This is a genomic window from Terriglobales bacterium (assembly GCA_035691485.1).
Classification (GTDB): Bacteria; Acidobacteriota; Terriglobia; order Terriglobales; family Acidobacteriaceae; genus JAIQGF01.
Genome location: DASSIZ010000007.1, coordinates 1 through 24,675 on the forward strand (window position 1 = coordinate 1; position 24,675 = coordinate 24,675).

Below are 24,675 nucleotides of genomic sequence, written 5' to 3' on the forward strand. Positions count from 1 at the left end.
TTCGCGGATCGGGGCCAGACAACCCGCAGGCCATTCAAGACAAAGAGGGAAAATTGGTGCCGGGAGGGGGACTTGAACCCCCAAGGGCCGAAGCCCGGCGGATTTTGAGTCCGCTGCGTCTGCCAGTTCCGCCATCCCGGCCTTGCTATGGCGAGTAGCTGTAGGTTATTGCACGGCCGCCTGGTTTGCAACCAGCGCCGGAGCCCAGCCACTCAGTAGGAGCCACTCAGTAGAAGAAAATCCCGCCAATGTTCCGGCGGGACTCTCCCCAGAGCAGATGCCGGATTCAACTCGCCGTGAGACCCGTTTCAGGAACCTGACACATCCCCGCAAACACGCGGCATATGCCCTGCCCCCTCGCCCCTAGCTGCTAGAATAGATAGTTTTGGACTTGGTCCCATTCGCCCTGGGACCGAAAAAGGATCGCAATTATGGCTACTGTCCACGCACCCGAAGCTGTCGCTGTCGGCCCCTTCCGCAACGAACCCGCCACCGACTTCGCCAAGCCGGAAAATCTGCAGGCCATGCGCACCGCCATTGAAAAAGTGCGCGCGCAACTGGGCCGCGAGTACCCGCTCATCATCGGCGGCCGGCAGCTCACCACCAAAGACAAGATCCGCTCCATCAATCCGGCCAATCCTCATGAGCTCGTCGGCTTGTTCCAGAAGGCGGGCAAGGAAGAGGTGGAGCCGGCGATGAAGGCAGCCCTCAAAGCCTTCGAGTCCTGGAGTCGCACCCCGGTCGAGGAGCGCGCCGGCCTGCTGTTCCGCACCGCCGACATCATCCGCCGGCGCAAGCACGAGTTCTCCGCCTGGATGATTTTCGAGGTCAGCAAAAATTACGCCGAGGCCGATGCCGACATCGCCGAGCTGATTGACTTCCTCGAATTTTACGGACGCGAAGCCCTTCGCCTGGCCAAGGCCGAGCCCCCGGTACAACTGCCCGGCGAGCGCGATTATCTCTGGTACATTCCGCTCGGGGTGGGCATCGTGATTCCGCCCTGGAATTTCCCCGGCGCAATCATGGGCGGCATGACCAGCGCTTCCATCGTGAGCGGGAACACGGTCATCCTGAAGCCCTCCAGCGATTCCCCGGCGATTGCGCAGAAGTTCGTGGAGGCGCTGATTGAGGCGGGAATGCCGGAAGGCGTGGTCAATTTCTGTCCCGGCGCCGGCGCCAGCTTTGGCGACGCGCTGGTCTCACATCCCAAGACGCGTTACATCGCCTTCACCGGATCGCGCGAAGTCGGCCTGCGCATCAACCAGGTGGCGGCGCAACAGGCCCCCGGCCAGATCTGGATCAAGCGCACGGTGCTGGAGATGGGCGGCAAGGACGCCATCATCGTCGATGCCGACGCCAACCTCGAGGCCGCGGTCGAAGGCGTTGCTGCATCCGCTTTCGGCTTCCAGGGCCAGAAATGTTCCGCCTGCTCGCGCCTGATCCTCGATGAGAAGGTTTACGACCGCTTCCTCGACATGCTGAAAGCGCGCGTCGAGAAGATCACGCTCGGCGATCCCACCCAGAACTCCAGCATGGGCGCGGTGATCAATGAAAGCTCCATGAAGTCCATCCTGGGCTACATCGAGCACGGCGTGAAGGAAGGCCGCCTGATCACCGGCGGTCGCCGCGACACCAAGCACGGCGAAGGCTTCTTCATTCAACCCACCGTGATTGCCGACCTCAAACCGAAATCGAAGCTGGAGCAGGAAGAGATTTTTGGACCGGTGCTGGCGGTCATCAAATCGCGCGATTTCAACCATGCCCTGGAAATTGCCAACGATACGGAATTTGGCCTTACGGGAGCGGTCTATTCCAGTTCGCGCGAGAAGCTGGAGAAGGCGAAACGCGAGTTCCACGTCGGCAACCTGTACCTGAACCGGAAGTGCACCGGAGCGATGGTGGGCGCGCACCCATTTGGCGGCTTCAACATGTCCGGCACCGACTCCAAGGCCGGCGGGCCCGATTACCTGTACCTGTTCACGCAAGCCAAGTCGATCGGTGAAAAGCAGACTTAATGTTGCGTATTTGACAAGCCAGACGGCGTGCTCAACAATATCGGGCAACATCGAAGCGGCCTCTTTGCGCGCCGCGAGGACCTCTCTATGGCGAGAATTCTCTGCGTTGACGACGAGCCCAACGTCGTCACTTTGAAATGCGCAATCCTGGAAGCCGCGGGCCATGTGGTTACCGCCTCCACCTCGGCGCATGACGCCATCGAGAAGCTCGAGAGCAACAGTTACGACGCCGTGGTGACCGACTGGCGGCTCGGCGATGCCAATGGGCGCGCCGTGGTCCAGGCAGCCAAGACTCACTCCAGCACGCCGGTGGTAGTTGTTTCTGGATACGTGGCGGAAGCCTTCCAGGCCGCCGAACCGCTCGCCGATCTGTACCTGGAAAAACCGGTCAATCCGGAAGAGCTGGTCACCATCGTGAACGAGCTGCTCAAGACCAGCGACAGAGCTGCTTCCCACTGATCTCAATTTGCCGCACATCCCCTGCGCCAAATTGCGCCATCCAAACTTTGAGCACGATTCCCGCAAGACCGCACGACTGGCGGACCATAGTTGTCCGCCCCAGGGCGAAATGTCACTGTGTGGACTCATCTTCGAGACCTCCAGGCATTTGCACATCATCGTGCAAGGCTGTGCAGTGGTGCTGCTGGCCGGCAGAATTCACCTGGTGGAACGCCGCGGGCGCAAGGACAAGGATACGATCGATCCCAGGCGTCAGATTGAAATCACCACCCTGCTCGAAAGCATTCCGGAAGCGGCCGTGATTATGGATTCCAACGGCCGCATCGTAGACGCCAATAGCGCGGCGGCAAGCCTGATCGGCAAAACGCGCGAGCAAATTCATGGCATAAGCGCCGAAGAAATCAGCGGGTTGGTGAAGGGACCTGAAGGCAAGCCGCCGGATCTGCGCGCTGCGCTGGCAGGCCACGCCGTCAGGCAGGCGCGCCGCATCGTGCACAACCCAGTCAGCGGCGCGGTCTACGAACTGCTGGTATCAGCCAATCCCATCCATGACGATCGTGGGGACGTAATTGCCGTTCTGATGATTGCGCGCGACGTCACCGAACTGACCCACCTGCAGCAGCGCGTCGGCGACATCGAGAGGCACCGCGCCATCGGCCAAATGGCAGCCGCCCTGGCGCACGACTTCAACAATATTCTCGATACCATCGGCCAGGCCGCGGCCGTGCTGGCGATGAGCCAGGACCGTCCTGCCGCAGTGCGCAAGCCCCTGCTCGACATGATCCAGAACACGGTCCATCGCGGAGCCGAAATGGTGCAGCACATCCGCGAGTACATGCGCAACGGGCAGGGCGCGCTGCGGCCCCTGGACGTGTGCAACATCATCGAGGAAGCGGTCGAACTCACCCGGCCGCTGTGGGAGAAGGCGAATGTCGAAGTCGCCACCCGCCTGCAGTCGGCGCCCAAGGTGAACGCCAATGCTGCCGACCTGCGCCGGGTGTTCACCAACCTGATCATCAATGCCATTGAAGCGATGCCGGGCCGCGGCCGTATCACCATCACTTGCGAGTCTCGCGGAAACAGCGTGGTCGCGACGGTGTGCGACACCGGAGTCGGCATTGCGCCGGAAGCCCAGAAGCGCATCTTTTTTGCTTACTTCACCACCAAGCCATCGGGAACCGGCCTGGGCTTGTCGGGCGCGCAGAAGATCCTGCTTTCCTACGGCGGCAACATTTCCTTCCGCAGTCAGGTAGGAAAAGGAACAGCTTTCACGATCGTGCTGCCGTCGGCGGACGGAACCACGAAAACGGCCTAGTCGCGACTTCCCATCCCGATCTCCGAACTGGTTCTGCTCCTTGCTGCTTCGCAAACGCCATTGCAGGACAAGGTCCGCACCGCATTTCCAACGCCGTCCTTTCAAAAATCCATGGATAATGGCCGCAGTTCGATCCAACCGCTCATTGGAGTCTTGTGCGAACAGAGGCCCTTGACGTATCGGCACCGGTTTGCGCCGGCGGCAGCATCACCTCGCGTGGCGCGGTGATGCGCAGCGCCAGCATTGCACTGGCTATCTTTGTCGCGGCATTCTGTTTGCTGTTCATCCGCATCGGCCAGCGCCGCGAGATGGTGTTCGACGAGCAGTATTACGTCGGCGCAGCGCGCGCTTTCCTGGCGCACGCTTCCGCCAGGAATGTGGAACATCCTCCGGTCGGCAAATACCTGATCGCCGCCGGCATGGGGCGGTTCGGCGATAACCCCGTGGGATGGCGGATCGCGCCGGTTCTGTGCGGCGGTTTCGCGCTGGTGGCGGTCTTCTGGTGGTGCGAGCTGTTGCTGGAGAACAGGCGCTTGGCGCTGCTCGCCGTTCTGCTCACCGCCGCCAATGGTTTCTGGTTCGTGCTGGCACGGACTGCGATGCTGGAGATATTTGTCTTCACCTTCAGCATTTGGGCGGTGCTTGCATACACGGCTGCACTGAAGCTCCCTTGCAGCGTGTCAGTGCGGCGGGCGCTCCTGCTCGCGGCCGGCGTCTTGTTTGGATTGGCGGTAGGCTGCAAATGGAATGCGCTGGTGGGATTGGCAGTGACACAGGCGATCAGCGTCACCCTGTTGACGGTGGGCCGCAGCTCATTGGCAGGACGCAATCTCTCCTCCGCCGGCCTGGGCTGCACGTTATGCGCTTTGTGGCTGGCACCGGCGTTGATCTATGTAGCCGCGTACCTGCCGCTTTATCACGCAGCAGGCAAGCCGTTCACGCTTGCGGACATGGTGGCCATGCATCGCTGGATGGTGAACTACCACAGCCATTCCCCCGGCGACCCGGCGTTGGCGCTGCCCTGGTACCAGTGGGTGATTCGCACCGCTCCCCAGCATGCTCCCGATTACCTGGTCGGCAATATCGTAATCGTGTGGGCGGGACTTGTTGCCCTGGTGGTTTGTATTTACCGGGCGATCAGGCGCCTGGAGTTTGCCGAAATCGTGATTGTCCTGTTTTACCTGGCGAATCTGCTGGTGTGGGCGATCGCTCCCCGGCCGTTTACCTACTATTACTACTATGGTTTTGCGAGCATGTTTCTTGGTCCGATGATCGCCGCTGCCTTTCGCGGCGTGCCTGCCGTTTTTGGAATTCGTCCCGCGTTGGTGTTGGCGCTGGCAGCGACGGTGGTGTTTCTGGGGTATTACCCAGCCATGGTGGGCTTGAATGCAGCCTGGACGTGCGTACTGGGTTGCCGCTAGAGCGCGGTGCTCATCCGGCGAACGAAAGAATGCCCGCCGCCGGGTTATCTTCCGGTCGCGGCAGCGGCTTCCGCCAGGATCCGGTGGTGGATGGTGAAGAGCGCCAATTCCAGGCGGTCGGAGACGCCAATCTTGTCGTAGATATTGCGCAGGTAGTTCTTGATCACCTGCTCGGTGGTGCCGAGTTCGGTGGCAATATCCTTGTTCTTATATCCCTGCACAATGAGCGCCACGATGCGCAGTTCCTTGGGCGTGAGGCGGTCGCGAACGCGCGCGCCCACCATGTCGTTCTCCTGCTCCTCGGGCGCCAGCGTCTGCTGCTGGATCCAGGTTTCTCCCTGGGCGACCTTGCGCACGCACTCCAGCAATGCCGGTCCGGTGACGTTGCGATAGACGACGCCGTGTACGCCGGAGTTGACGAACGCGTGCCCGTTCTCGCCGGTCTCGGCGAGGATGACCAGGCGGGTCTTGGTGTGCGCGGCCAGTTGGACAAGTTCGGCGAGATTGGGAGCGAGATTCGCCGCAAAGGCGAGCACGTTAGGCCGAAATTTTTCCAGCGACATCGGAATCTGGTCCGATGACTGAACCTGCGCCACGATCCGAATTTCGTCTTCCACGCCCAGGACCTTGGCGATTCCGGCGCGGAAGATAGCCTGTTTGTCGGCCAGGACCATCTTCAGCATTTACTTGGCCTCCCGCGGCTTGCGCTGCGGCACGAACTGGTAACGATCAATCACGCACGCCACGCCCCGCCGCTTGCCGCTCTTGGGCGAGTCCACCCGCACCACGCGCCCGGCACAATTCACATTCACATCGTTGCTGGAACCGATGATGGTAGCGGGCAACGTGATCTGAAAACTCACTGTGGAACCCTTGCGGAACGGGAGGTTGGTGGTGATGAACACGCCCGCGGCGCTCAAGTCGTTGGTGGTGGCTTTGCCAGTGCGCTTCGCAGTGCCGTTCTTAATCTTGACGGCTAACGTAAGAGGAAAACGCCGGCCAGTGCGCGCTTCGGACAAGAGAATGCCTCCGTCGTTCCGGAACCCAACTCCTTGATTTGCTGGGGGCGTTATACCACAGCAGACACGCTGCAAAAAAGAAACAAGGTGGAGTCTCCGGGTGGTAAGCCAACTCGGCACAGGTGCTTACCTTGGTCCCACCAGGGAAGTCCGACCCAGACTCCCTGGTGGCGGCAGGACAGCAATCAAAAACGGGGGCGGCTGAACATGGAGGCAAAGCCGTAGCCGAAAAGCAGGCCCAAGAACGCGGCCGCGCCGGAGGCGGGCAGAACATACTCCGCCGCTCTTTTCTTGACATCGAGCTTCTCGTCGATTTGCTCGCGCAATTCGAGGACGGAAGCGTGGATCCGCCGGCGTTGTTCGGCAGCGCGCGTCTCCAGGATGTCGGTCGGAACGTTGGCGCCGAGGTTCGCGGAAGCGCTCATAGCTGTACCCTCGCTTCATTGGAAATCCAAACCTTGTCGTCTTTCAGGACGCGCATCGTCCGCTCAGGAACCACGCCGTGTTCGCGCACGGAGCGGACCGCGAACAGCACGGCAAGACCGCCAATCACGGCGTAGAACACGAACACGATCGCGAGTGCGATGGCGGGACCATACGGATTGTCGCCGAAAGCCACACTGATTGCAGCCACGATGGCGCCGGTCAGCAGCAGCCAGCTGGTGCCCAGCATGACCAGACCGATGACGAGGACGGGCAGCGCCATCTTCCAGGCGCTGAGCTTTTCCTTCATTTCCGACTGCAGCATGGCCAGGCGGGTACTGAAAAATTCCTTCGCCTCGTCCTTCAATTCGGCAATCACCCCGGCCAGGGTGCGTCCGTTCAGGTTGATGTTGCTAGTCGCCATGATCCCTCCAAAATCGCAGCACAATGCCCAGCACCACGCCGAGAATGGCAGCGCTGGCGATGAATCTCATCGGGTCCTCGCGCGCCATGAGTTCGGCTCGGGTGCGCGCGTCCGAGACCGCGCGCTGCGCTTTTTCCTTCACTTCCTCGGCCATTTCACCGGCCTTGCTGGAAAGCTCTTCCTTGGAGCGCCCCCGGATCACGGTGAAACGCTTTTTCATGTCCTGCAAGCGATCCGGCAGTTCCTTCACCTTCTCGACCGCATTGCCGACCATGTTTCCCACGCGCTCGGCAGCGCTGTTCAGCGCCAGATTGGAGCGGGTTTCCACCCTTCCTGCCGGCGTGAAGTTCGGGTGATACTGCGGCTCGTCGGTCAAAGGGCCCGGCTCCGCATAAGCCTCGAAACGCGTTTGATTGTTCGGGTACACCCGATTTGCCATAGGCATTTCCCCCCCCACGTTCACCGGACGGTGACCGGTTTACCTAAAGGTTGGATGATGATTCCTCCGGGGATGTTGGGGGAAAAGACAGAGATGCAGCAGCTTCAGGGGCCGGAAGCATTGTTTGCGTACCGGATGCCGTGCTGGTCCAGAGATGCAGTTGGCCAGAAGCAGCTTCGCCGAGAGCGCCGGCCTAAGATTAGTTATGATTTGTGAGCTGCATAATCGCTTGCGCCCAGCAAGTGCAGCGAGACATAGGCCTCGCTGCCGACAACCCAACTGTCGTGGCCGGGTGCGATGTAAAAGACATCGCCAGCCTTCATTTCGACGACACGGCCATCATCCATGGCGGCGGTGGCGCGGCCCGATATGACGATTCCGACATGCTCAATGTCGCAGCTTTTTTTCCCGAGTGCCTGGCCGACGTCGACGGACCACTTCCATCCCGGCTGGTAGGTGGCGCGGCCGATCGTCATCCCGCCGATATGGACAAGTTCGAACTTGCCCTTATCGAACGTGCGGACCTCGTCGGGTTTTTCGAAGCGTTTTAAAACGACGTCGAGCATGGGACCTCCGGAACCGCGAGTCTTGGCCAGAAATAATATGCTGCTTAGAACGCCCCGCCGCCGCCGCCGCCGAAGCCACCGCCGGAAAATCCTCCACCGCCACCGCCGCCACCCCAGCCCGAGCCGGTAGAACTGGCCCGTGGGGCTGCGACGAAAGTCTGGTGCACGGTCTGCGCCATGGTGTGCATGTTGCTGGAGAAGAACACAGGATTGAACATGCCGCTGCCGGGTGGGCCGCTATACCAACTGGGCGGTTGGGTCACAATGCCGGCGAACGCCTGCGCCCAATGGTTCTCGACGCCTAGCGCCATTGCGTAGGGCAGAAATTTCTCGAAAGTGTCGGGAGGCATGCGCTGAATGCGATCGCGATCCACGCGGTTCATGAACTCCTGGAAGCCCAGGATCTCCACCCGCGTGCGCGCCCCGAGCAAGGTCTTGCAGGTCATCTGGCGCGCGAACAGCCAGACAATGACAAGCGCAATCGCGATTGCCACCACCGTCAGCCACACCGAATCGAGCAAGTTCATGTAGCCGGTGACCTGGCCGAGTACGAACGGCGCCGCACTGATGATGGCGCCCAGCACCGAATATCCCGCCGCCGATTGCGGGTCGAGCCAGTACATGCCCTTGCGCTTGAGGGCCGCGAAGATGTCCTGCTGGATCACGGGAATCGCCGTATAAAAGCGATTGCGCAGGCTGGACAGGTTGGTATTTTCCCCGCCCCAGAAAATGTTTTCCAGCATCACGCGCTCAAATGGCGCCAGGTCCGACCACTGCGTGTTCGGCTTCAGCAGGTGAAGAACATAATCCTTGCCGTGGAACAGCAGGCCAGGAGTTTCGATCTGCTCGATTTTGACGTAGCCGCGGACCGCCAGGTCGACCAGCGTCGAAGTGATGTCGCGGGGATCGATGCTGTCGTCCAGCAGCGTGCCCGCCTCGGCCGGCGTCATTCCTTTCGGCGGCTCGTACATGGGCGCAACCGAGATGCCCGGATTAGGGTCGCGGCCCTTGTAATACCAGAGCGTAAACATCACCAGCAGGGCCCAGAACGGAATGAACACCGCGGGATTGCCGCGCAGAAACCATCCCAGGCGCGCCAGAGCGCCGGGCTGATGCAGGATGCCCTTGGGGATGAATACGTCTACCGTGAGCCCGCCGCGCATGGGCAGCGGGTTGTTGGTTTCGAACTCGACATGCGAGCCTCGGACTTCGGCGGTCGCCTCGCGGCTGGTCGAACCGTAAGCGCCGGTGAATGCCTGCGCGCGCAAGCTGCCGGCGGAAGCTTCGGGAAGCGAAACCAGCGCTGAGGCAGCATCAATTGGCACCGGCCAGTCGTTGCCGGTCACGTTCCAGTAGAACTCGTCGTGATCGTCGAAATAGCGGACCGCGTTCGGCGTGCTGTAGGTGATCAAGACGATCTTGGTGGTGTCGACAGCCTCCGGGATGTAAATCTTGATCTTCTTGTAGTGTCCGTCGCGGCTGATTTCGTGCTTCAGCGGGCGTTCGTTCTCGTCCGTAACCGATTCGACCTTGATGAACAGCGAGTAATTGGTGCCTCTCGGCCCGGGATACTCGACAGGAATGCTGCGCCAGATGCCGTTGTATTGGCCAACGAAGGAAAGGGTGATGCGTTCGCTGATGATAGCGCCGCCACGGTCATCGATGGCGATGGTGGAATGAAAGTCGGCAATACGCCAGTTGCGCGCGGAGGCGGAGGCGGCAACGCCGAAGAGAAGCAGTAGGAGCAGAGTGACGCGGGCGAGGGCGCCCGCGCTCCAACACTTCCGGTGCATGGTTAGCGTCATCCCCGGCGTGGCACCGGGGCTCACAGCATTTTTATCTCTCACCATCAGAACTTGACGCTGGGGACTTCGCGGTCGGCCGGAGTTTCCAGTTCAAAGAACTGACGCGGCGTGAAGCCGAAGGCGCCGGCCAGCATGTTCGCCGGGAAAGTCTGGATGCGCGTGTTGTAATCGCGCACCACGGCGTTGTAATAGCGGCGCGAGTTCTGCACGTCTCCCTCGATGTCGGACAGCGATTTCTGCAGCGACATGAAGTTCTCGTTTGCCCGCAACTGCGGGTACGCCTCGGCGACTGCAAACAGGGACTTCAGCGCCATGGTGAGTTGGCCTTCCGCCTGCGCGCGATCGGCGGGAGCGGTGGCTGACATCGCCGCCGAACGCCACTTGGCGATGTTTTCAAATGTGCTCTTTTCGTGCGCGGCATAGCCCTTGACGGTCTCGACCAGGTTGGGGATCAGGTCGTGACGGCGCTTGAGCTGCACGTCAATATCGGACCAGGCGGAGTCGGCGCGAATCTTGAGTTGCACCAGGCTGTTGTACAGGCCAATGACGATGCCGATAATGACCACCAGTACGCCAATACCGATGAACAGGCCCATGAGGCCTCCTTATGGAAGCGGGTTGGAAATTGCCGTGCCTATGATAACCGAGTACCAGGCCGCGGGCAGCACTCAGTCCAGGCTGCCCACTTTTGCGTACGGCATGGCCGCCGTTCTCTCCAGCTTGTCCCAGTTGAAAGCCCGGCCGGTCATGGCGCGTTTCAGGGTCTTGATCAGCACGATGGAGAACAGCTGGCGGTAGGCGAAACGCTGCAGCCAGACGTGCAGCAGCAGCTTCATGTCCTCGCGATTGTCGGCGGTGCGGCGCTCCAGGAAGAACGCCAGCGCCGAAGCGACGAAGTCAATGATCAGGAACATCGCGAAATAGAGGACCAGTTTTTCGAAGCTGCGGAAATCGGCGGTTTCCGGGTGAAAGTAGCGGTCGAGAAGGTACATGAACGTGCCGTAGACAAACATCAGGTCGATGAACGGCGAGACCAGCGGCAGCAGGATCTGGAAGATCACGATATTGGGCAGCGCCACCCAGCCCAGCACCCCCTTGCGACCGAACGCAGCCCGGTGCTTGTACACCGACTGCATGATGCCGAAGGACCAGCGGAAGCGCTGCCGCATCAGGCCGCGCGCGTTCATCGGCGCCTCGGTATAGGCGAGTGCCCGGTCCTCGTACTGGACGCGATAGCCGCGCCGCAGCAGTGCCATGGTGAGGTCGGCGTCTTCGGCCACGGTGTCCACATGAAACGCTCCCACTTCGCGCACTGCCGCAGTTCGCCAGGCGCCGATCGCGCCGGGAACCACGCTGACCGCGCCCAGCACGTTCAGCGCGCGGCGCTCGAAGTTCTGGCTGGTCACATATTCCAGCGCCTGCCAGCGCGTCCACCAGTTGACGCGGTTGCCAACTTTCGCGTTTCCCGCGATGGCGCCCAAGCGTGCATCCAGGAAGTGCGGCACCAGGCGCGAGATCGCATCACGCGCGATGACCGTGTCGGCGTCAATGCCGACAAAAATTTCTTCGTGCACGAACTCCAAGCCGTAGTTCAGCGCCTCGGCTTTGCCGGAATTCGGTTTGGTGAGCAGGGTGACGCGACCGTCCCGGATCTCGTTCGCGAAGGCCTCCTGGGTCACGTCCAGAGTGCGGTCGGAAGAGCCGTCGTCGACCACGATGACCCGCAGCTTCGGATAGTTGGAATGAAGGGCAGCACGCACCGTGCGCACAATTACCTTTTCTTCGTTGAAGGCGGGAATCACCACTGCGACCGCGGGCTTGTAAGCTTCCCCAGCCTCCAATTGCGCACCGTCGTGCTGGCGTATGCGGTCGCGAAAGCGGTCAAAGACCGCCGCCGCGCCGACCAGGAACAACCGCGCTGACATCAGCACGTCGCCCAGGAAAAATATTATGACGATGGCCGCTCCAATGACGCCGAAGAGCCAGAACCCGAAGTGGTCGATGCGCGCCGACCAGCGCTCGTTCTTCGCAATCGGCACCATAACCTGGTTGTAGGGTTTCCCGAGCAGTTGTGAAACCGGCACGATCTCGTAACCGCGCTGGCGCAGTCCGTCAATGATCAGCGGCAGCGCCTTCACCGTTTGCGTGCGGTTGCCGCCGCCATCGTGCAGCAGAACGATGTTGCCGCAGCGCTGGTCGTCTGGATCGCAGGGCGGCAGGTGCGCCATGACTCCCTTGGCGATGTCCGCCGCCGGGGGGTCTTGCCAGTCGTGCGGATCGATCTTGTCACCGACGGTGATGTAGCCCATTTCCTGGGCGATTTCCAGCGGCCGCACCTGGTCAGCGGTGTCTGGTTCCTGGTCGATCGAGTAAGGAGGGCGGAACAGTACCGGCTTTACGCCCAGTCGCGCCGCGAAGAGGCGTTCGGCGAGGTTCAGCTCGACCCGCATATACCCCTTACGGATATTGCTGATATCGGGGTGGGTGAAAGTGTGATTGCCGATCTCGTGGCCGTCGGCGTACACCTGCTCCGCGAGGCGCGGGAATTTTTCCGCCTGCAGCCCAATCATGAAAAACGCCGCCTTGGCATTTTTCTCTTTCAGAACCTTCAGAATTTTGGGGGTCCAGTCGGGATCAGGGCCGTCATCGAAGGTGAGCGCGATTTGCTTGGGGTTAGCGCCATACTGGTTAACCTGATAAGGCCGCGGCAGAACGGTCATGGTTTCATCGGTGATGAGGCCGGTGGAGGAATCGAGGGTGAAGGCGCGCTCGCCGGCAGCAGGCTGGCTGCCAATGCGGACCACTTCGCCTGCGCCTTCCATGTCGACATCCTGGCCCGGCGGCACCAGCCGCAGTTCCTGCACCACGCCCACCTTGCCGGGCTGATCGAACACCGGCCACAGCGAGCGGTCCTCCGACCCCAGTCGCCACAGCGCAAACGTGTTGATGCCCAGCTTGACCGCCGCGCGCATCTGGTTGAGCGCGGTCACGCCATCGAGATACCAGACGTCGTGGCGCTTGCCCTTTTCGTCCTCGTAGGCAAAGTGCGGATTCATGCTGTCGGGATCGAAGTTGATCTTGGCTTCCGAATCGGACGCGCTCAGCCATGCTTCCTGGTTGTCAATGCTGCGCGCGCTATCGACTTTCGGCTTGCCCTTCCTCTGCTCCACCACCGACCAGTCGTAGCCATAGCTGCCGATGGCGCAGATCAGCTTTTCCTTGGGGATGACCTTCAGGGTATTGACCAGGTTCTTGGTAAACCATTCCTGCGAAGCGATCGGCCCGGGATCGCCGCCCTGGAAGTGCTCGTCGTAATTCATCAGAATCACGCCATCGGAATGGGCGGCCAGGTAGGCATAATCGAAATCGTCGTCGTTGACCGGCACGGCGACGTGCAGTTTCATGCCCCGCGCCTGGAAATCGGAATGCAGTTCATCTACTAATTGGCGGAAGCCGGGTTGCGCCGAGCGCGGAAAGCCTTCGAAGTCGAGCGTCAGGCCCTTGTAATTGTCGCTGGAAAGAAACTGCGCAACATCACGCCGGAAGGAGGCACGCGCCTCCGGGCGGTTGAGAAACGGTTCGATGTTCGCGATCCACTGGTTGGTCGTGGGATTGAAGTTATTGACCAGCGGCAGGACTTCGGTTTCCGCGCTCTCGTCCTTGAGGAACTTCATCACCGGACGTTCTTTGCTGTCCGGTGTGTGCACGACGCCGTTTTTCACCACGTCATAGAGCGTCAGATCCGGGCTTACCGCCTGCATGCGGCCGTCGCCGCTGACTACGTGCAGCCACTCGGGATAAAGAATATCGATTTGCCGAACATACTCGCGCAACGACGAATACGCGGCGGCGTCCCATGTGACATAAAACGCTGCCCGCACCCCTTCGCCGGAATTCAGGACAACCTGGGTGGGCGGTTTTTTGGGCTTGGCGGCGGAAAAACGCGGGCGGGGACGTTTGCGCTCCTTTTCCTTCAGCGCTTTATACGGCCGGTGCCGCTCGGGAAGCAGCAGCGTACCGAGCGTCTCCTGCGTCAGTGCGCTGAACAGGAAAAACACTACCAGCATGGAGACGCTCAAACCCAACACGTCCATCAACCGGCGGATGCGCCTCCACCGTTTGCGCTGCGGGTCGTAAAAGATCGGCTTCGCCATGAATTCAGGTACTTATCCTACAATGACGGACACACGGGATACAGCCGCTGGCGGGCGCACCATTCATCTGGTGGAGTATTCGTGGCAGTGTCACTCAGGAAAGATTCTGATTATTGGATGCAGAATAGCACCAAAACGGTGGAGCATCAGGGCTTTCGCGGCCTGATATACGCGAACCACCATTGGTTTTTGGGGTTCACCGGCGGCGCGTTTGCGCTTCGCCTGTTCTTCATCCTCCGCTTCCCTTACATCACGTTTGACGGCGTCGTGTACGGCAATCTCGCCAAGAACTGGCTGCTGCACCACGTCTACGGACTCGGCGAGGGCGGCACGATTGTTCCAACGTACATCCGGCTTCCCGGATATCCGGCATTTTTGGCGGCGTTGTGGGCGGTGTTCGGCCTGGAGCACTACAACGCCGTTCGTTTCGCGCAGGCGATCCTTGACCTTGGGACTTGCTTTGTTACCGCAGACTTGGCGCGGCGCGTGATCGGCGGCGCACCACCCGCTTCCGAGGCAGTCGCAAAATGGGCGTTCGCGCTGACAGCGCTCTGCCCGCTGCTGGCCAACTACACTGCCGTACCGTTGACGGAGACGCCGGCGATCTTCTTGGCGGCATTGGCCCTGGATTGCGCGGTAGCAGGCTTGCAATCCGACAATGGTCATGCTCTGCGGTGGTGGGCTTTTTGCGGGCTCGCCATCGCCGCAGGCATCTACCTGCGTCCCGACGGCGGAATCATGCTGATTGCGATTGGCGGATGCCTGCTGTTCCGGCTCGCGCTGAAGCCTGGTAAAGCGCGCACCTTTTGGGCCGGAATCGTGCTGGCGGTCTGCTCTCTCGGCCCGTTGCTGCCCTGGACGGCGCGCAACTTCAGCGTGTTTCACCGCTTTCAGCCGCTGGCGCCGGCGCACGCAAACGCTCCGGGAGAGTTCTATGCCGCCGGTTTCGATCGCTGGATGCGCACCTGGTTCGTCGATTACGCGTCGCTGGAGGATGTAGGGTTCAGACTCGACAGCGAGGACCTTGACATCGGCCTCCTGCCGGCACGCGCCTTCGACAGCGACCAGGAACGCAACCAAACTGAAGATTTACTCAGCCGCTACAACGAAACCGACACCATGACGCCAGAACTCGACGAGCAGTTCGACGCTTTGGCTCACCAGCACATCCAGCGCCACCCTCTCCGTTACTACGTCGAACTGCCGCTGCTCCGCGCCGCCGACCTATGGCTCCGACCGCGAGCGGAGATGTTGCCGCTCAGCGCGCACTGGTGGCGGTTCCGCGATGATCCCCGTGATTTTGCCTGGGCTTTGTTGCTGGCCGCGATCAACGCCTTTTACGTCCTGATCGGCATTGTGGGCTTATTGCGCTGGCGACAGGTGCACTACGCGGGCATGCTGGCCGCTTTTGTGCTTTTGCGCACGGTCATCATCACCGCAGTTGCCTTCCCTGAGCCGCGCTATGTGCTGGAATGTTTTCCAGCAGTGATCGTCTTGGGAGCGGCCGGTCTTGGCCTACGGCGTCAGGGGCGAGTCGCTGGAACGGAAGTTGGTCTGAAAATGATCGAATAGCAGGTCAATTGCCGGGCGATTGGCATCCTTGTTGCTCTGTGCCAGGTACTTCATGGCTTCGACAAGCAGGCGCTGCCCCTCGACGTAACGCGGGTCGGAGCTGCGGTCACGCTTGTGGCGGCGAGCGGCATTCGGCGGTACGGGAATAGTGAAAACTTTGGCCATGTCGTTAGTCTCGGCTGCTGGTTCGTAATGAGCGTTTGGACGCCCGGGTGAGTTGCCGTTGCTCCGGCGGGAACAATTCCCTCTTGGAAGTGCGAGTATAAGCCGGGTTCAATCTCCATTCCACAAGAGAAATCGCCCGGTAACCAAAAAATTACGCCACTTTTGGCACTAGAACCGGTGCGATTCCGGGACAAGCCTATTGCGACTGAGGACGCACCACCTTCGTCTTACCAGTCGTCTTAAGCTTGAACACATCATCGGCCAGCTTTTGGTTCATCTTGATATTGCTGTACTTCGCCAAGCGGTAATTGCCATCCGGATCAATAAACTGCTGCTGCACCGAAATGCCGCGCGCCGGATCAATCCACAGCAGGATAGTCTGGAACATGTTGCGTACTTTAGCCTGCTTGGGCGTCAAAGTCAGCTTCGCTGCCTGCACGCCGTCCACGTTCTCGGTGCCGTCATAGCGGACATCGAAGGACTTGGGCAAATCGTGACCGCGCCCGCCAAAACCAAGAACCAGGAAACTCTCGAAATCCGCCCGGTTCTTGCCCGCGCTGTACTCCGTCACTTGCTCGATGCCAGGCTGGTACACCTCAACTTTGCCCTCTTTGAAGAGAACGTACTTTTGCGTTGGGGAGGTGATAATGGCGGACATTTCGACGCCATGGCCGGCGCGCCGGTAATAAATCGTTCCCTTCTGCAGGTCGTGGTCGTTCACCACCTTCGAGAACTGGTCCCAGACGAAGTCAGCTTGCGCCGTCTGAAAGGTCGCAGCCGCGCGGTCCATCGAAACCAGCACCGATTCCAGGCTTCCCGCGCTGGCTTTAGCCTGCGGCTGGGCGGCAGGAGCCACCGGAAGCTGCGCCAGCATTGCCGCGGATGCGAGGAAGAGGAACGTCGTGATGGTGAGCGTGCGTTTCATCGTGAAGTCTTCAGTCGGTCAGTCTCTCCGTCGCCTCGCTCGGTTCAAGATCGCAGATTCTGCCAGACTGAACCACTAACAGACCGAAAGACTATCTCGTCACCCACACTTTGTAGCCAACCACCAATCCCTTGGCGTCGCGCACCGGCTCGTAGCGGGTGATGTCCACCTCGCCGGCAATCGGCTCGATCACGCGCAGCAGGTCGGATTCGAACGTCGCCGGATCGCCTCGCACAGCCGACGCGTCCACCTGGAACAAGAACCCGCTTTGCCCATCAGGAAAAACAACTACTCCGGTTTGATGCGGCAGCCGCTCAATCGGTTTGTCCTTGAAGTTCAACCAGTAGGGCGCAAGAAAGATGAAGGCGAGAATCAGCGTGACCATGATGTCGTAACGCACGCTGCCGCGCTTGTCGGTCCAGAGTATGTAACCGCGAATTGTCTGCCAGATACGGGACATAAGGGCTGCGATTTACAGTTGTCGGTTTCTCGACGCGCGAATCCTGACCGGGAGTCGCGCAAATTAAGTTCCTATCAGTCTATTGAGATTCCGTGGCCCTTGGCAATGTCCGCACGAGACACAACCGACAGCCTGGTTGTCAGAATTTCTTCGGCGTAATCCTGTCCGCGCCCATGTACGGCCGCAACGCCTCCGGGATCACCACGCTGCCATCCGCCTGCTGGTAGTTCTCCAAGACCGCCAGCCACGTTCTTCCCACCGCGAGCCCGCTCCCGTTCAGCGTGTGCACGTATTCGCTCTTGCCCTTGCCCTCCGGCTTGAAGCGGATGTTGGCGCGCCGCGCCTGGTAGGCCTCGAAGTTCGAGCACGAAGAAATTTCGCGGAACAATTGCTGGCCCGGCAGCCAGACTTCCAGGTCGTAAGTCTTGGCCGACGACGGCCCCATGTCGCCGGTGCTGAGCGCCATCACGCGATAATGCAGCCCCAAGCGGCGCAGGACTTCCTCGGCGTTGGCGGTCAGTGACTCCAGCTCGTCGTAGGAAGTTTCCGGCCGCGCGAACTTGACCAGCTCGACCTTCTGAAATTGGTGCTGCCGGATGATGCCGCGCACGTCTTTGCCATAGCTGCCTGCCTCGCTGCGGAAACACGGCGTCCAGGCGGTCAGCTTGATCGGCAGACGCGCGGCGTCGAGCACCTCGTCGCGGTATAGATTTGTAACCGGGACTTCCGCCGTCGGAATCAGGTACAGGTTCGTGTCGCCATGCGGCACTTTGAACAGGTCCGCCTCAAATTTTGGCAACTGTCCGGTTCCATACATCGAGTCCTTGTTGACCAGGAAGGGAGGCAGCACTTCGGTGTAGCCATGCTCGCGCGTATGCAGGTCGAGCATGAAGGCCGCGAGCGCCCGCTCCATACGCGCGCCCAGGTCCCAATAGACGGCGAAACGCGCGCCGGTCAGCTTGACCGCGCGTTCCAGGTCGAGCACTCCGAGTTCGGCGCCCAGCTCCCAATGCGGCTTGGGTGTGAAATCAAATTTTGGCGGGGAGCCCCACCGCCGCACTTCCAGGTTCTGCTCCGGCCCCTCCCCGACAGGAACGCTCTCGTGCGGCAGGTTGGGGATGGTCTTGAGGATGTCCTGCATCTCGGCTTCGGCGCCGGAGGCCAACTTCTCCAGTTCGGCGACTTCCTCGCGCACGCGCCGCATTTCCGCCATCTGCTGCGACGCGTCCTGTTTCTCCCGCTTCAGGCGCGCAATTTCTTCCGAGGCTTTGTTCTGCGCCGCCCGCAGGCGCTCCATCCTGGTGATCACTTCGCGCCGCCGGGCGTCCACTGCGGAAAAATCGCGCAGCACCTGCTCCGGCTTCATTCCCCGGTCGCGCAGCTTGCGTTCGATCAGCGGCAGGCTACCCCGCACAAAGTTCAGGTCGAGCATAAACGGAGTAGTTTAGCAGCAGCCCGCCAAGTCTCACTATGCCGCCGTCACGACAGTTCTGAGTTAGGAGTCAAAGCGGCAACTTAATTTCTTACCGCGCGACGCTGTACACTGTGGCGCGATGAAATTATCAATCGTAAAAATCTGCGCGCCCCTGCTGGCCTGCATGCTGGTCTCCGGCACCACCGTGGCCAGCGCTTACAATGCGAATCCGAAGCTGGTGGTAATCATCGTCATTGACCAGTTTCGTCCCGACTTTCTCGAGCGCGCTCGCGACCAGCTGGGCCCTTCCGGCTTCCGCCTGCTCACCGAGCGCGGCGCCTTCTTCACCGATTGCTATTACGACTACATGAACACGGAAACCGGGCCCGGGCACGCCACGCTCTTCACCGGAACCTACAGCAACGCGCACGGCATCGCCGCCAACCAATGGTGGGACGATCAGCACCCCGCATGTCAGGACAAGTCGCATATGGTCACTTCGGTGTGCGATGACGCCACGCAACTGGTCGGGCCGGGCGTATCCGGTCCCGGCGCCTCGCCTCACAACCTGCTCAGCGACACCCTGGGCGACGAACTGAAACTGGCCACCGACGGCGCTTCGCGCGTATTCAGCGTCTCCTTCAAAGACCGCGCAGCCGTGTTGCCCGGCGGCTTTGCCGCCAACGGCGCCTTCTGGATTGATCACAAAACCGGCGCCTGGATCAGTTCCACCTTCTACCTGCAGCAGCTTCCGGCTTGGGTGCAGCAATTCAACGCCTCCGGCAAGGCGGATGGTTATTGGAACCGCGAGTGGAGAGACGCCCGCGGCGCCGTCTTGCGGAAAACTACGCGCGGCTCGGCGGATTTTTATGAGACGGTCGGCGCCACCCCTTTCGGCAACGATTACGAATTCGATTTCGCGCGGGAACTGGTCGAGCAGGAAAAGCTCGGCGAAGGCCCGGCCACCGACCTGTTGGCGTTGAGCCTGTCGCCGCCAGACATTCTCGGGCACAAAACCGGCCCCAATTCCCCCGAAGTGAAGGCTATGGTCCTGGCGCTCGACCGCCAGCTTGCCGATTTCTTCAGTTTTCTCGGCCGACGGGTTGGGCTGGCGAATGTCTGGATCGTGATTTCCGCTGACCACGGGATCTCGCCCGTTCCTGCCTATGCCCACAGTCTGCGCCTGCCCGCCACAGCGCTTGATCCCGCTAAACTCAAATCCGACCTGAATGCCGCCATCGCCTCTCGTCTGCATCACGCCGGTAATTACGTGGAAGGACACGACGGTGAATACCTTTTTCTTTCGGAGAGCGCTTTCAAGGCGGCCGGCATAAGCAGCGAGGGCGAGGCGGAACAATTGGCCGGGCAAGCGCTCGCTGCACTCGGTGTCCGCTCTTACGTGTCGCGCACGCAGCTTGCAAGCGGGGCGTTGCCCCACGATCAGGCGGGGCGTCAGTGGCTGCATAGTTACTCGTCGTACGGTGGTTGGTACATCGTCATGGTTCCCGCTCCCTACACCTTTCTTTGGGACTCGCGTACCGGGACAACGCACGGTTCCAGCTACCGTTACGACCAGCATGTTCCGCTCGCCTTCTTCGGATTGCCTTTCCAGGCCGGTGTCTATCGCGGCCGCTGTGAGCCGGTGGACATGGCCGCGACCCTGTCTTCTCTGCTCGGCATCAATCCTCCGAACCGCGCTGCCGGGCGGGTGTTGACCGAAGCCGTGCGCAGGGAGAACACGCGATGACCGACCTTCCCCGCCGGCGCAACGGACCACCGGAGCTGGGTGTCAGCTTTGCGGGCATCAAGCTGAAGAACCCGATCATCGCCGCCAGCGGCACCTTCGGCTATGGCATCGAGTTCGAAGATATCGTCACTCTGCAAAAGCTGGGTGGATTCGTGGTCAAGGGGCTTTCGCTTGAGCCCATGCCCGGCAATCCGCCGCCGCGGTTGTTTGAGACCTCCGCGGGCATGCTGAATTCCATAGGGCTGCAGAATATCGGGGCGCGGGCGTTCGTCGCCGAGAAGCTCCCGCTGCTCAACAAGGAAAAAAACATCGTTGTCTTCGCTAACGTCTTCGGCTACACCCGCGAAGACTACCGCGACGTCATTAAAATTCTTAACGAGGGCGAGGGGATCGCGGCCTACGAGTTGAACGTTTCCTGCCCCAATACGCGGCACGGTGGCATGGTGATCGGCAGCGACCCGATGCTCCTGGAAGAGGTGGTGTCGCTCGCCAAAAGCGCGTCGCGGCGACCGTTGATCGTCAAACTGTCTCCCAACGTGACCAATATTCCGCTCATGGCGCGCGCCGCCGAGAACGCCGGCGCCGATGCCCTTTCCCTGGTCAATACCTTCGTCGCCATGGCGATTGACGCGGAAACGCGCCGGCCGCGCATTTCCAACATCGTCGGTGGCCTGAGCGGGCCGGCCATCAAGCCGATTGCGCTGCGCATGGTTTACGAGGCAGCCCACGCTGTCAGCATTCCCGTGATCGGCATCGGCGGCATCTCCACCGCCGTTGACGTTGTGGAATTCATGCTCGCGGGCGCGGCAGCGGTCGAGATTGGGACCGCCAGCTTTTGGGATCCCTGCGCCACGGAAAAAATCGTGGACGGACTCGAAGGCTGGTGCCTGGAGCACCGCGTCAACAACATCTCTGAACTGGTCGGCGCGCTGAAAACCGACTAGTGCAACCGGTAACCTATCGGCGGGTTACCCCAGTTCACCAGCATCGACCGAGATCTTGCATCTGGGCCGCGCCGAGTGCATCCTTAGACGCGTGACTCGGCCAGTGTCCAGAACGTGGACTATGGTGTTGCTTGGGACCATGGTGTTCCTGGGGCAACTCCCACTGATTTCGCCGGCGCTGAGCGCCAGGACTTCGGTTGCCGCGTGTCACCATCACGCCAATCCCCCCGAGATTCCGTCCGGCCCGGCAAGTCACGACTGTTGCGCGGTTGGCCACAATGCCGCCATCGTGCTGCAACACGATCTCAGCTCTGCCACTGATGCCGTGACCATGCCCCTGGCGGCGCAGCCCTCAACCACGCCCGCGTCCGGTCAGCGGCTGGCTGCGATGGTCTTGCGCGCCGACTCTCCTCCTGGTCCGACGTTCCTGCGCATCTAGAAATCCTTCGCACTGCCCTCGCGGCATTCCTGATCTTTTCCCGGGCGAGCCCGGGACCGGGAACTTGGTACTTCCACACAGGTCGAACTTTGGAGATAAGTTGTGCGTGTCGCTTTGCTTTTATTTCTGACTGTCGCCTTGGCATCAGGCACGGCAGCCCAGGATTTGGTTACGGAACCGGAACACGCTGACATGACGAGTATGTCCGGAATGCATCAGAACATGCCCGGAATGGCTGGCATGGCTACGCCGCCGCCACCATTGATCGGTTTCGTTGAAGAACACGCCACCGGAGGCACCGATGCCGAACCCGCTTCCACGCCAATCCCGATGCTCATGACCATGAAGAGCAACTGGACGCTGATGTTGCACGGCGTGGTCTTCCTGAACGAGATTCAGCAGAGCGGGCCGCGCGGGGCCGGCAAGCTGTTCTCGACGAATTGGGTGATGCCGATGGCGCAGCGCAAAATCGGTAAAGGTGCGATTACGCTGCGCATGATGCTCAGCCTCGAACCTGCCACCGTCACGCAACGCAGGTATCCCGAACTGTTGCAGCAGGGCGAGACCGCCTTTGGGCATCCGCTTGTCGACGGGCAGCACCCGCACGATTTCTTCATGGAACTGGCCGCCATGTACGACTACAAAGCCAGCGAGAAAACCCTGCTCTCCCTGTATGCGGCGGCAGTAGGCTCGCCCGCGCTGGGCCCCATCGCTTATCCGCATCGCGAGTCGGAGGCGGAGAACCCGCTGGCACCCTTGGGACATCACCTCCAGGATTCCACCCACATCGCCGACGACGTGCTGACCGTCGGCGTTACTCATCGCAGCGTGCGTCTGGAGGCCTCCGGTTTTCACGGCCGCGAACCCGATGAATATCGCTGGGACGTGGATGCCGGACGCATCGACTCCTGGTCGGCGCGCCTCACCGTCAGCCCGGCGCGAAACTGGAGCGCGCAATATTCGATCGGGCAACTGCACAGCCCTGAGGCGCTGGCGCCCACCGAAGACGTGCGCCGCATGACTGCCTCGGTGACCTACAACCGCCCGTTCACGAACGGAAATTGGGCGTCAATGCTGCTGTGGGGACGAAATCAGAGCTTGTCGGATGGCAATGTCGGAAACGGCTACTTGTTGGAATCGAACTTGCAATTCATGTCGAAAAATCGCATCTGGACCCGGGTGGAGAATACGGACCGCACCAACGACCTGCTGCTGGCGGGAAATCCTGCGCCTCCAGGTTTTTCCGAGCGCTACTTCACGCGCGTGCAGGCCTTCACCGCAGGCTACGACCGTGAGATCGGGCACTGGCAGCACCTGAGCACGGCGCTCGGCGGTCAGTTCACCCTGTACGGAGTGAGCGACTCGCTCAAGCCATTCTACGGTGCGCATCCGGCGGGCGGATTAGTGTTTCTGCGCGTGCGCCTGAAATAAAAATAAGTAGTTAGGAGTTAGTTAGTTGTTAGTAGTTCGGAGCGAGCGGCTATGAGGAGCTGCGCTGGTCGCCGCTGACCACTGACTGACTTCTTAGGATTGTCCTGATATTTTCAGCCGCAATTCCTCGGGAATGCGCTCGCGGATTTCCGCCGGCAAACGGTCGTGCACGGCGCGCGCTCCCAACCGGGCGGCATCCACCATCGCCAGCGGCGCGGGGGTGGCCACGGCGACGATCACCCATACCAGCGCCGATAGCGCGAATCCCGCTAGCGCCACAATCTCCAATAGCAGCGCATGACGCGGCGTGAAGTGGTAAATCACCCCGAAAGCCAGCAGGAATACCGCGGCAGATATGGCCGTCAGGATAATCAGCGAGACATCGATAGTGCGGTGCACCTTTTGCCAGTAACGGCAGTGCTCGCATTCGCGAAAATGCTCTTCGTAGTCACCGCGCATGTCGGGAGCAAGACCGGAAATGTCATATCGCCAGCCGGCGAGAATGGCGCCCACGAATTTATCTGTGCACTGTTGTCTCATCGCTTACAACCGGATCGTTTCCAGGGGATGATGCTGCGAAGCCAGCAGCACGCGGTTCCGCAGCAGGTCCCGCCGAGGCGCCAGCGCCCGCTCTGCGGCGCGTCGCGCCAGGTCGGGATGGTTGTTCTGCTCTGATAGATGCGCCAGCACCAGAAAGGCTGCATTTCCATCATAGTCTGCGGCAAACCATTGCGCGAGCGTATCGTTAGACAAGTGTCCGACACGCGACATAACCCGCTGCTTTACCACCCACGGATAGGGCCCGCCGCGCAGCATTTCGACATCGTGGTTGGATTCGATGACCAGCGTGTCGCAGCCGCTCAGGTTGTCCGCCACGCTGGCCGGCATGTATCCCAGATCGGTGGCAACTCCGATTTTTATGCCCTCGGCGCGAAACGTGAAGCCCACCGGATCGGCCGCGTCATGCGGGATGGTGAAGGGCGCGACCGTAATGTCGCCGATGGTGAAGCTTCGTCCCGCTTCAAATCGCTCCAGCTTCTGCAACTCCGGCTTGACCCCTTCATTCTTGTCGCGAGCCCAGCGCTGCCATGCCTGGTAGGTCGCTCCCGTCATAAAGACCGGGATCTTCAGCTTGCGCGCCAGCACGTACAGGCCGGCAACGTGGTCGGAGTGCTCGTGCGAGATGATGACCGCGGAAAGGCTCAACAGCTGATCGCCGCTCATCTGCATGCGGCGTCCGATTTCGCGGCACGACACGCCCGCGTCCACCAGGATGCGGGTGCGCGAACTTGCCAACACGCTGCAGTTTCCCCGGCTCCCACTTGCCAGGACTGTAAGGGAGATCATGCCCGAGAATAGCCGGGGTGGTATGTGGAAAGGGAGTGACAAGCGAGTTAACACCACGTTTCGGCTTCAGTCCCCGAATTTCAGTTTCAGTCCTGTTTCGGTACGGGAAAAAGTCTTTTCAGCCGGTCAGTCTTTCAGTCTGAGCGGCGGACTGATTGACAAGACCGAGCGACTGGCTGACCAAGCGACTG

At 60.8% G+C, this 24,675-nt stretch carries 24 protein-coding genes and 1 tRNA gene; 9 read left to right on the forward strand and 16 right to left on the reverse strand.

Annotated features, from left to right (window positions below; genetic code table 11):
* Nucleotides 1-54: 54 nt before the first annotated feature.
* A tRNA-Leu gene (locus tag VFI82_00545) sits at nucleotides 55-141 on the reverse strand.
* A 290-nt stretch (nucleotides 142-431) separates the two neighbouring features.
* Between VFI82_00545 and pruA the strand changes: the two genes are divergently transcribed.
* The 4 genes from pruA (at nucleotide 432) to VFI82_00565 (ending at nucleotide 5,210) form a co-directional block, all read left to right on the forward strand.
* Nucleotides 432-2,015, forward strand: a complete 1,584-nt coding sequence (gene pruA / locus VFI82_00550; protein ID HET7183142.1) for an L-glutamate gamma-semialdehyde dehydrogenase — start codon at nucleotides 432-434, stop codon at nucleotides 2,013-2,015.
* Between the two features lie 87 nt (nucleotides 2,016-2,102).
* The gene (locus tag VFI82_00555) at nucleotides 2,103-2,474 is read left to right on the forward strand and encodes a response regulator (protein ID HET7183143.1); all 372 of its coding nucleotides are present in this window, start codon (nucleotides 2,103-2,105) and stop codon (nucleotides 2,472-2,474) included.
* 109 nt (nucleotides 2,475-2,583) lie between these two features.
* Complete coding sequence (locus VFI82_00560) at nucleotides 2,584-3,789, forward strand: ATP-binding protein (GenBank protein HET7183144.1); 1,206 nt, start codon at nucleotides 2,584-2,586, stop codon at nucleotides 3,787-3,789.
* 155 nt (nucleotides 3,790-3,944) lie between these two features.
* Complete coding sequence (locus VFI82_00565; protein HET7183145.1) at nucleotides 3,945-5,210, forward strand: phospholipid carrier-dependent glycosyltransferase; 1,266 nt, start codon at nucleotides 3,945-3,947, stop codon at nucleotides 5,208-5,210.
* Nucleotides 5,211-5,254: 44 nt separating this feature from the next.
* On the opposite strand, the gene VFI82_00570 is transcribed toward VFI82_00565, so the two are convergent.
* From VFI82_00570 to VFI82_00610, 9 genes are all read right to left on the reverse strand, one after another.
* Nucleotides 5,255-5,893, reverse strand: coding sequence for a response regulator transcription factor (locus tag VFI82_00570; protein HET7183146.1), 639 nt, complete (start codon nucleotides 5,891-5,893; stop codon nucleotides 5,255-5,257).
* On the reverse strand, nucleotides 5,894-6,229 hold the full coding sequence (locus tag VFI82_00575; GenBank protein HET7183147.1) for a PilZ domain-containing protein: 336 nt from the start codon (nucleotides 6,227-6,229) through the stop codon (nucleotides 5,894-5,896). It lies immediately after the preceding gene.
* Nucleotides 6,230-6,414: 185 nt separating this feature from the next.
* Nucleotides 6,415-6,654: a hypothetical protein gene (locus VFI82_00580; protein HET7183148.1), complete on the reverse strand. Its 240-nt coding sequence runs from the start codon at nucleotides 6,652-6,654 to the stop codon at nucleotides 6,415-6,417.
* Entirely contained in the window at nucleotides 6,651-7,076 is a 426-nt protein-coding gene (locus VFI82_00585; GenBank protein ID HET7183149.1) for a phage holin family protein, read from the reverse strand. Before VFI82_00585 ends, VFI82_00580 begins: the two co-directional genes overlap by 4 nt.
* On the reverse strand, nucleotides 7,066-7,515 hold the full coding sequence (locus VFI82_00590) for a hypothetical protein (GenBank protein ID HET7183150.1): 450 nt from the start codon (nucleotides 7,513-7,515) through the stop codon (nucleotides 7,066-7,068). Before VFI82_00590 ends, VFI82_00585 begins: the two co-directional genes overlap by 11 nt.
* Nucleotides 7,516-7,718: 203 nt before the next feature.
* A complete protein-coding gene (locus tag VFI82_00595) occupies nucleotides 7,719-8,081 on the reverse strand; it encodes a cupin domain-containing protein (protein HET7183151.1) in 363 nt (120 codons plus the stop codon).
* 44 nt (nucleotides 8,082-8,125) lie between these two features.
* The gene (locus VFI82_00600) at nucleotides 8,126-9,874 is read right to left on the reverse strand and encodes a DUF2207 domain-containing protein (GenBank protein ID HET7183152.1); all 1,749 of its coding nucleotides are present in this window, start codon (nucleotides 9,872-9,874) and stop codon (nucleotides 8,126-8,128) included.
* Nucleotides 9,875-9,930: 56 nt separating this feature from the next.
* Complete coding sequence (locus tag VFI82_00605; protein ID HET7183153.1) at nucleotides 9,931-10,482, reverse strand: LemA family protein; 552 nt, start codon at nucleotides 10,480-10,482, stop codon at nucleotides 9,931-9,933.
* Between the two features lie 72 nt (nucleotides 10,483-10,554).
* Nucleotides 10,555-14,040, reverse strand: coding sequence for a glycosyltransferase (locus VFI82_00610; GenBank protein HET7183154.1), 3,486 nt, complete (start codon nucleotides 14,038-14,040; stop codon nucleotides 10,555-10,557).
* Nucleotides 14,041-14,157: 117 nt separating this feature from the next.
* On the opposite strand from VFI82_00610, the gene VFI82_00615 reads away from it, so the two are divergent.
* Complete coding sequence (locus VFI82_00615) at nucleotides 14,158-15,612, forward strand: glycosyltransferase family 39 protein (GenBank protein HET7183155.1); 1,455 nt, start codon at nucleotides 14,158-14,160, stop codon at nucleotides 15,610-15,612.
* Here the strand turns inward: VFI82_00615 and VFI82_00620 are convergent.
* The 4 genes from VFI82_00620 to serS form a co-directional block, all read right to left on the reverse strand.
* A complete protein-coding gene (locus tag VFI82_00620; GenBank protein ID HET7183156.1) occupies nucleotides 15,556-15,777 on the reverse strand; it encodes a hypothetical protein in 222 nt (73 codons plus the stop codon). The two genes, VFI82_00615 and VFI82_00620, sit on opposite strands and share 57 nt — an antisense overlap.
* Nucleotides 15,778-15,973: 196 nt before the next feature.
* Nucleotides 15,974-16,702: an outer-membrane lipoprotein carrier protein LolA gene (locus VFI82_00625; GenBank protein HET7183157.1), complete on the reverse strand. Its 729-nt coding sequence runs from the start codon at nucleotides 16,700-16,702 to the stop codon at nucleotides 15,974-15,976.
* A 91-nt stretch (nucleotides 16,703-16,793) separates the two neighbouring features.
* Nucleotides 16,794-17,162: a hypothetical protein gene (locus VFI82_00630; GenBank protein ID HET7183158.1), complete on the reverse strand. Its 369-nt coding sequence runs from the start codon at nucleotides 17,160-17,162 to the stop codon at nucleotides 16,794-16,796.
* Nucleotides 17,163-17,301: 139 nt separating this feature from the next.
* Complete coding sequence (gene serS / locus VFI82_00635; protein ID HET7183159.1) at nucleotides 17,302-18,594, reverse strand: serine--tRNA ligase; 1,293 nt, start codon at nucleotides 18,592-18,594, stop codon at nucleotides 17,302-17,304.
* Nucleotides 18,595-18,715: 121 nt separating this feature from the next.
* On the opposite strand from serS, the gene VFI82_00640 reads away from it, so the two are divergent.
* The 4 genes from VFI82_00640 (at nucleotide 18,716) to VFI82_00655 (ending at nucleotide 23,137) form a co-directional block, all read left to right on the forward strand.
* Entirely contained in the window at nucleotides 18,716-20,323 is a 1,608-nt protein-coding gene (locus VFI82_00640; GenBank protein ID HET7183160.1) for an alkaline phosphatase family protein, read from the forward strand.
* Nucleotides 20,320-21,267 carry a dihydroorotate dehydrogenase gene (locus VFI82_00645; GenBank protein ID HET7183161.1) on the forward strand — a complete coding sequence of 316 codons (948 nt, stop codon included), beginning with the start codon at nucleotides 20,320-20,322 and terminating at the stop codon, nucleotides 21,265-21,267. The genes VFI82_00640 and VFI82_00645 overlap by 4 nt, the downstream gene beginning before the upstream one ends.
* 121 nt (nucleotides 21,268-21,388) lie before the next feature.
* A complete protein-coding gene (locus tag VFI82_00650; protein HET7183162.1) occupies nucleotides 21,389-21,706 on the forward strand; it encodes a hypothetical protein in 318 nt (105 codons plus the stop codon).
* Between the two features lie 222 nt (nucleotides 21,707-21,928).
* The gene (locus tag VFI82_00655; GenBank protein HET7183163.1) at nucleotides 21,929-23,137 is read left to right on the forward strand and encodes a hypothetical protein; all 1,209 of its coding nucleotides are present in this window, start codon (nucleotides 21,929-21,931) and stop codon (nucleotides 23,135-23,137) included.
* A 93-nt stretch (nucleotides 23,138-23,230) separates the two neighbouring features.
* On the opposite strand, the gene VFI82_00660 is transcribed toward VFI82_00655, so the two are convergent.
* Both VFI82_00660 and VFI82_00665 read right to left on the reverse strand, forming a co-directional pair.
* Nucleotides 23,231-23,650, reverse strand: a complete 420-nt coding sequence (locus VFI82_00660; GenBank protein ID HET7183164.1) for a hypothetical protein — start codon at nucleotides 23,648-23,650, stop codon at nucleotides 23,231-23,233.
* Between the two features lie 30 nt (nucleotides 23,651-23,680).
* On the reverse strand, nucleotides 23,681-24,484 hold the full coding sequence (locus tag VFI82_00665; GenBank protein ID HET7183165.1) for an MBL fold metallo-hydrolase: 804 nt from the start codon (nucleotides 24,482-24,484) through the stop codon (nucleotides 23,681-23,683).
* Between the last annotated feature and the right edge of the window lie 191 nt (nucleotides 24,485-24,675).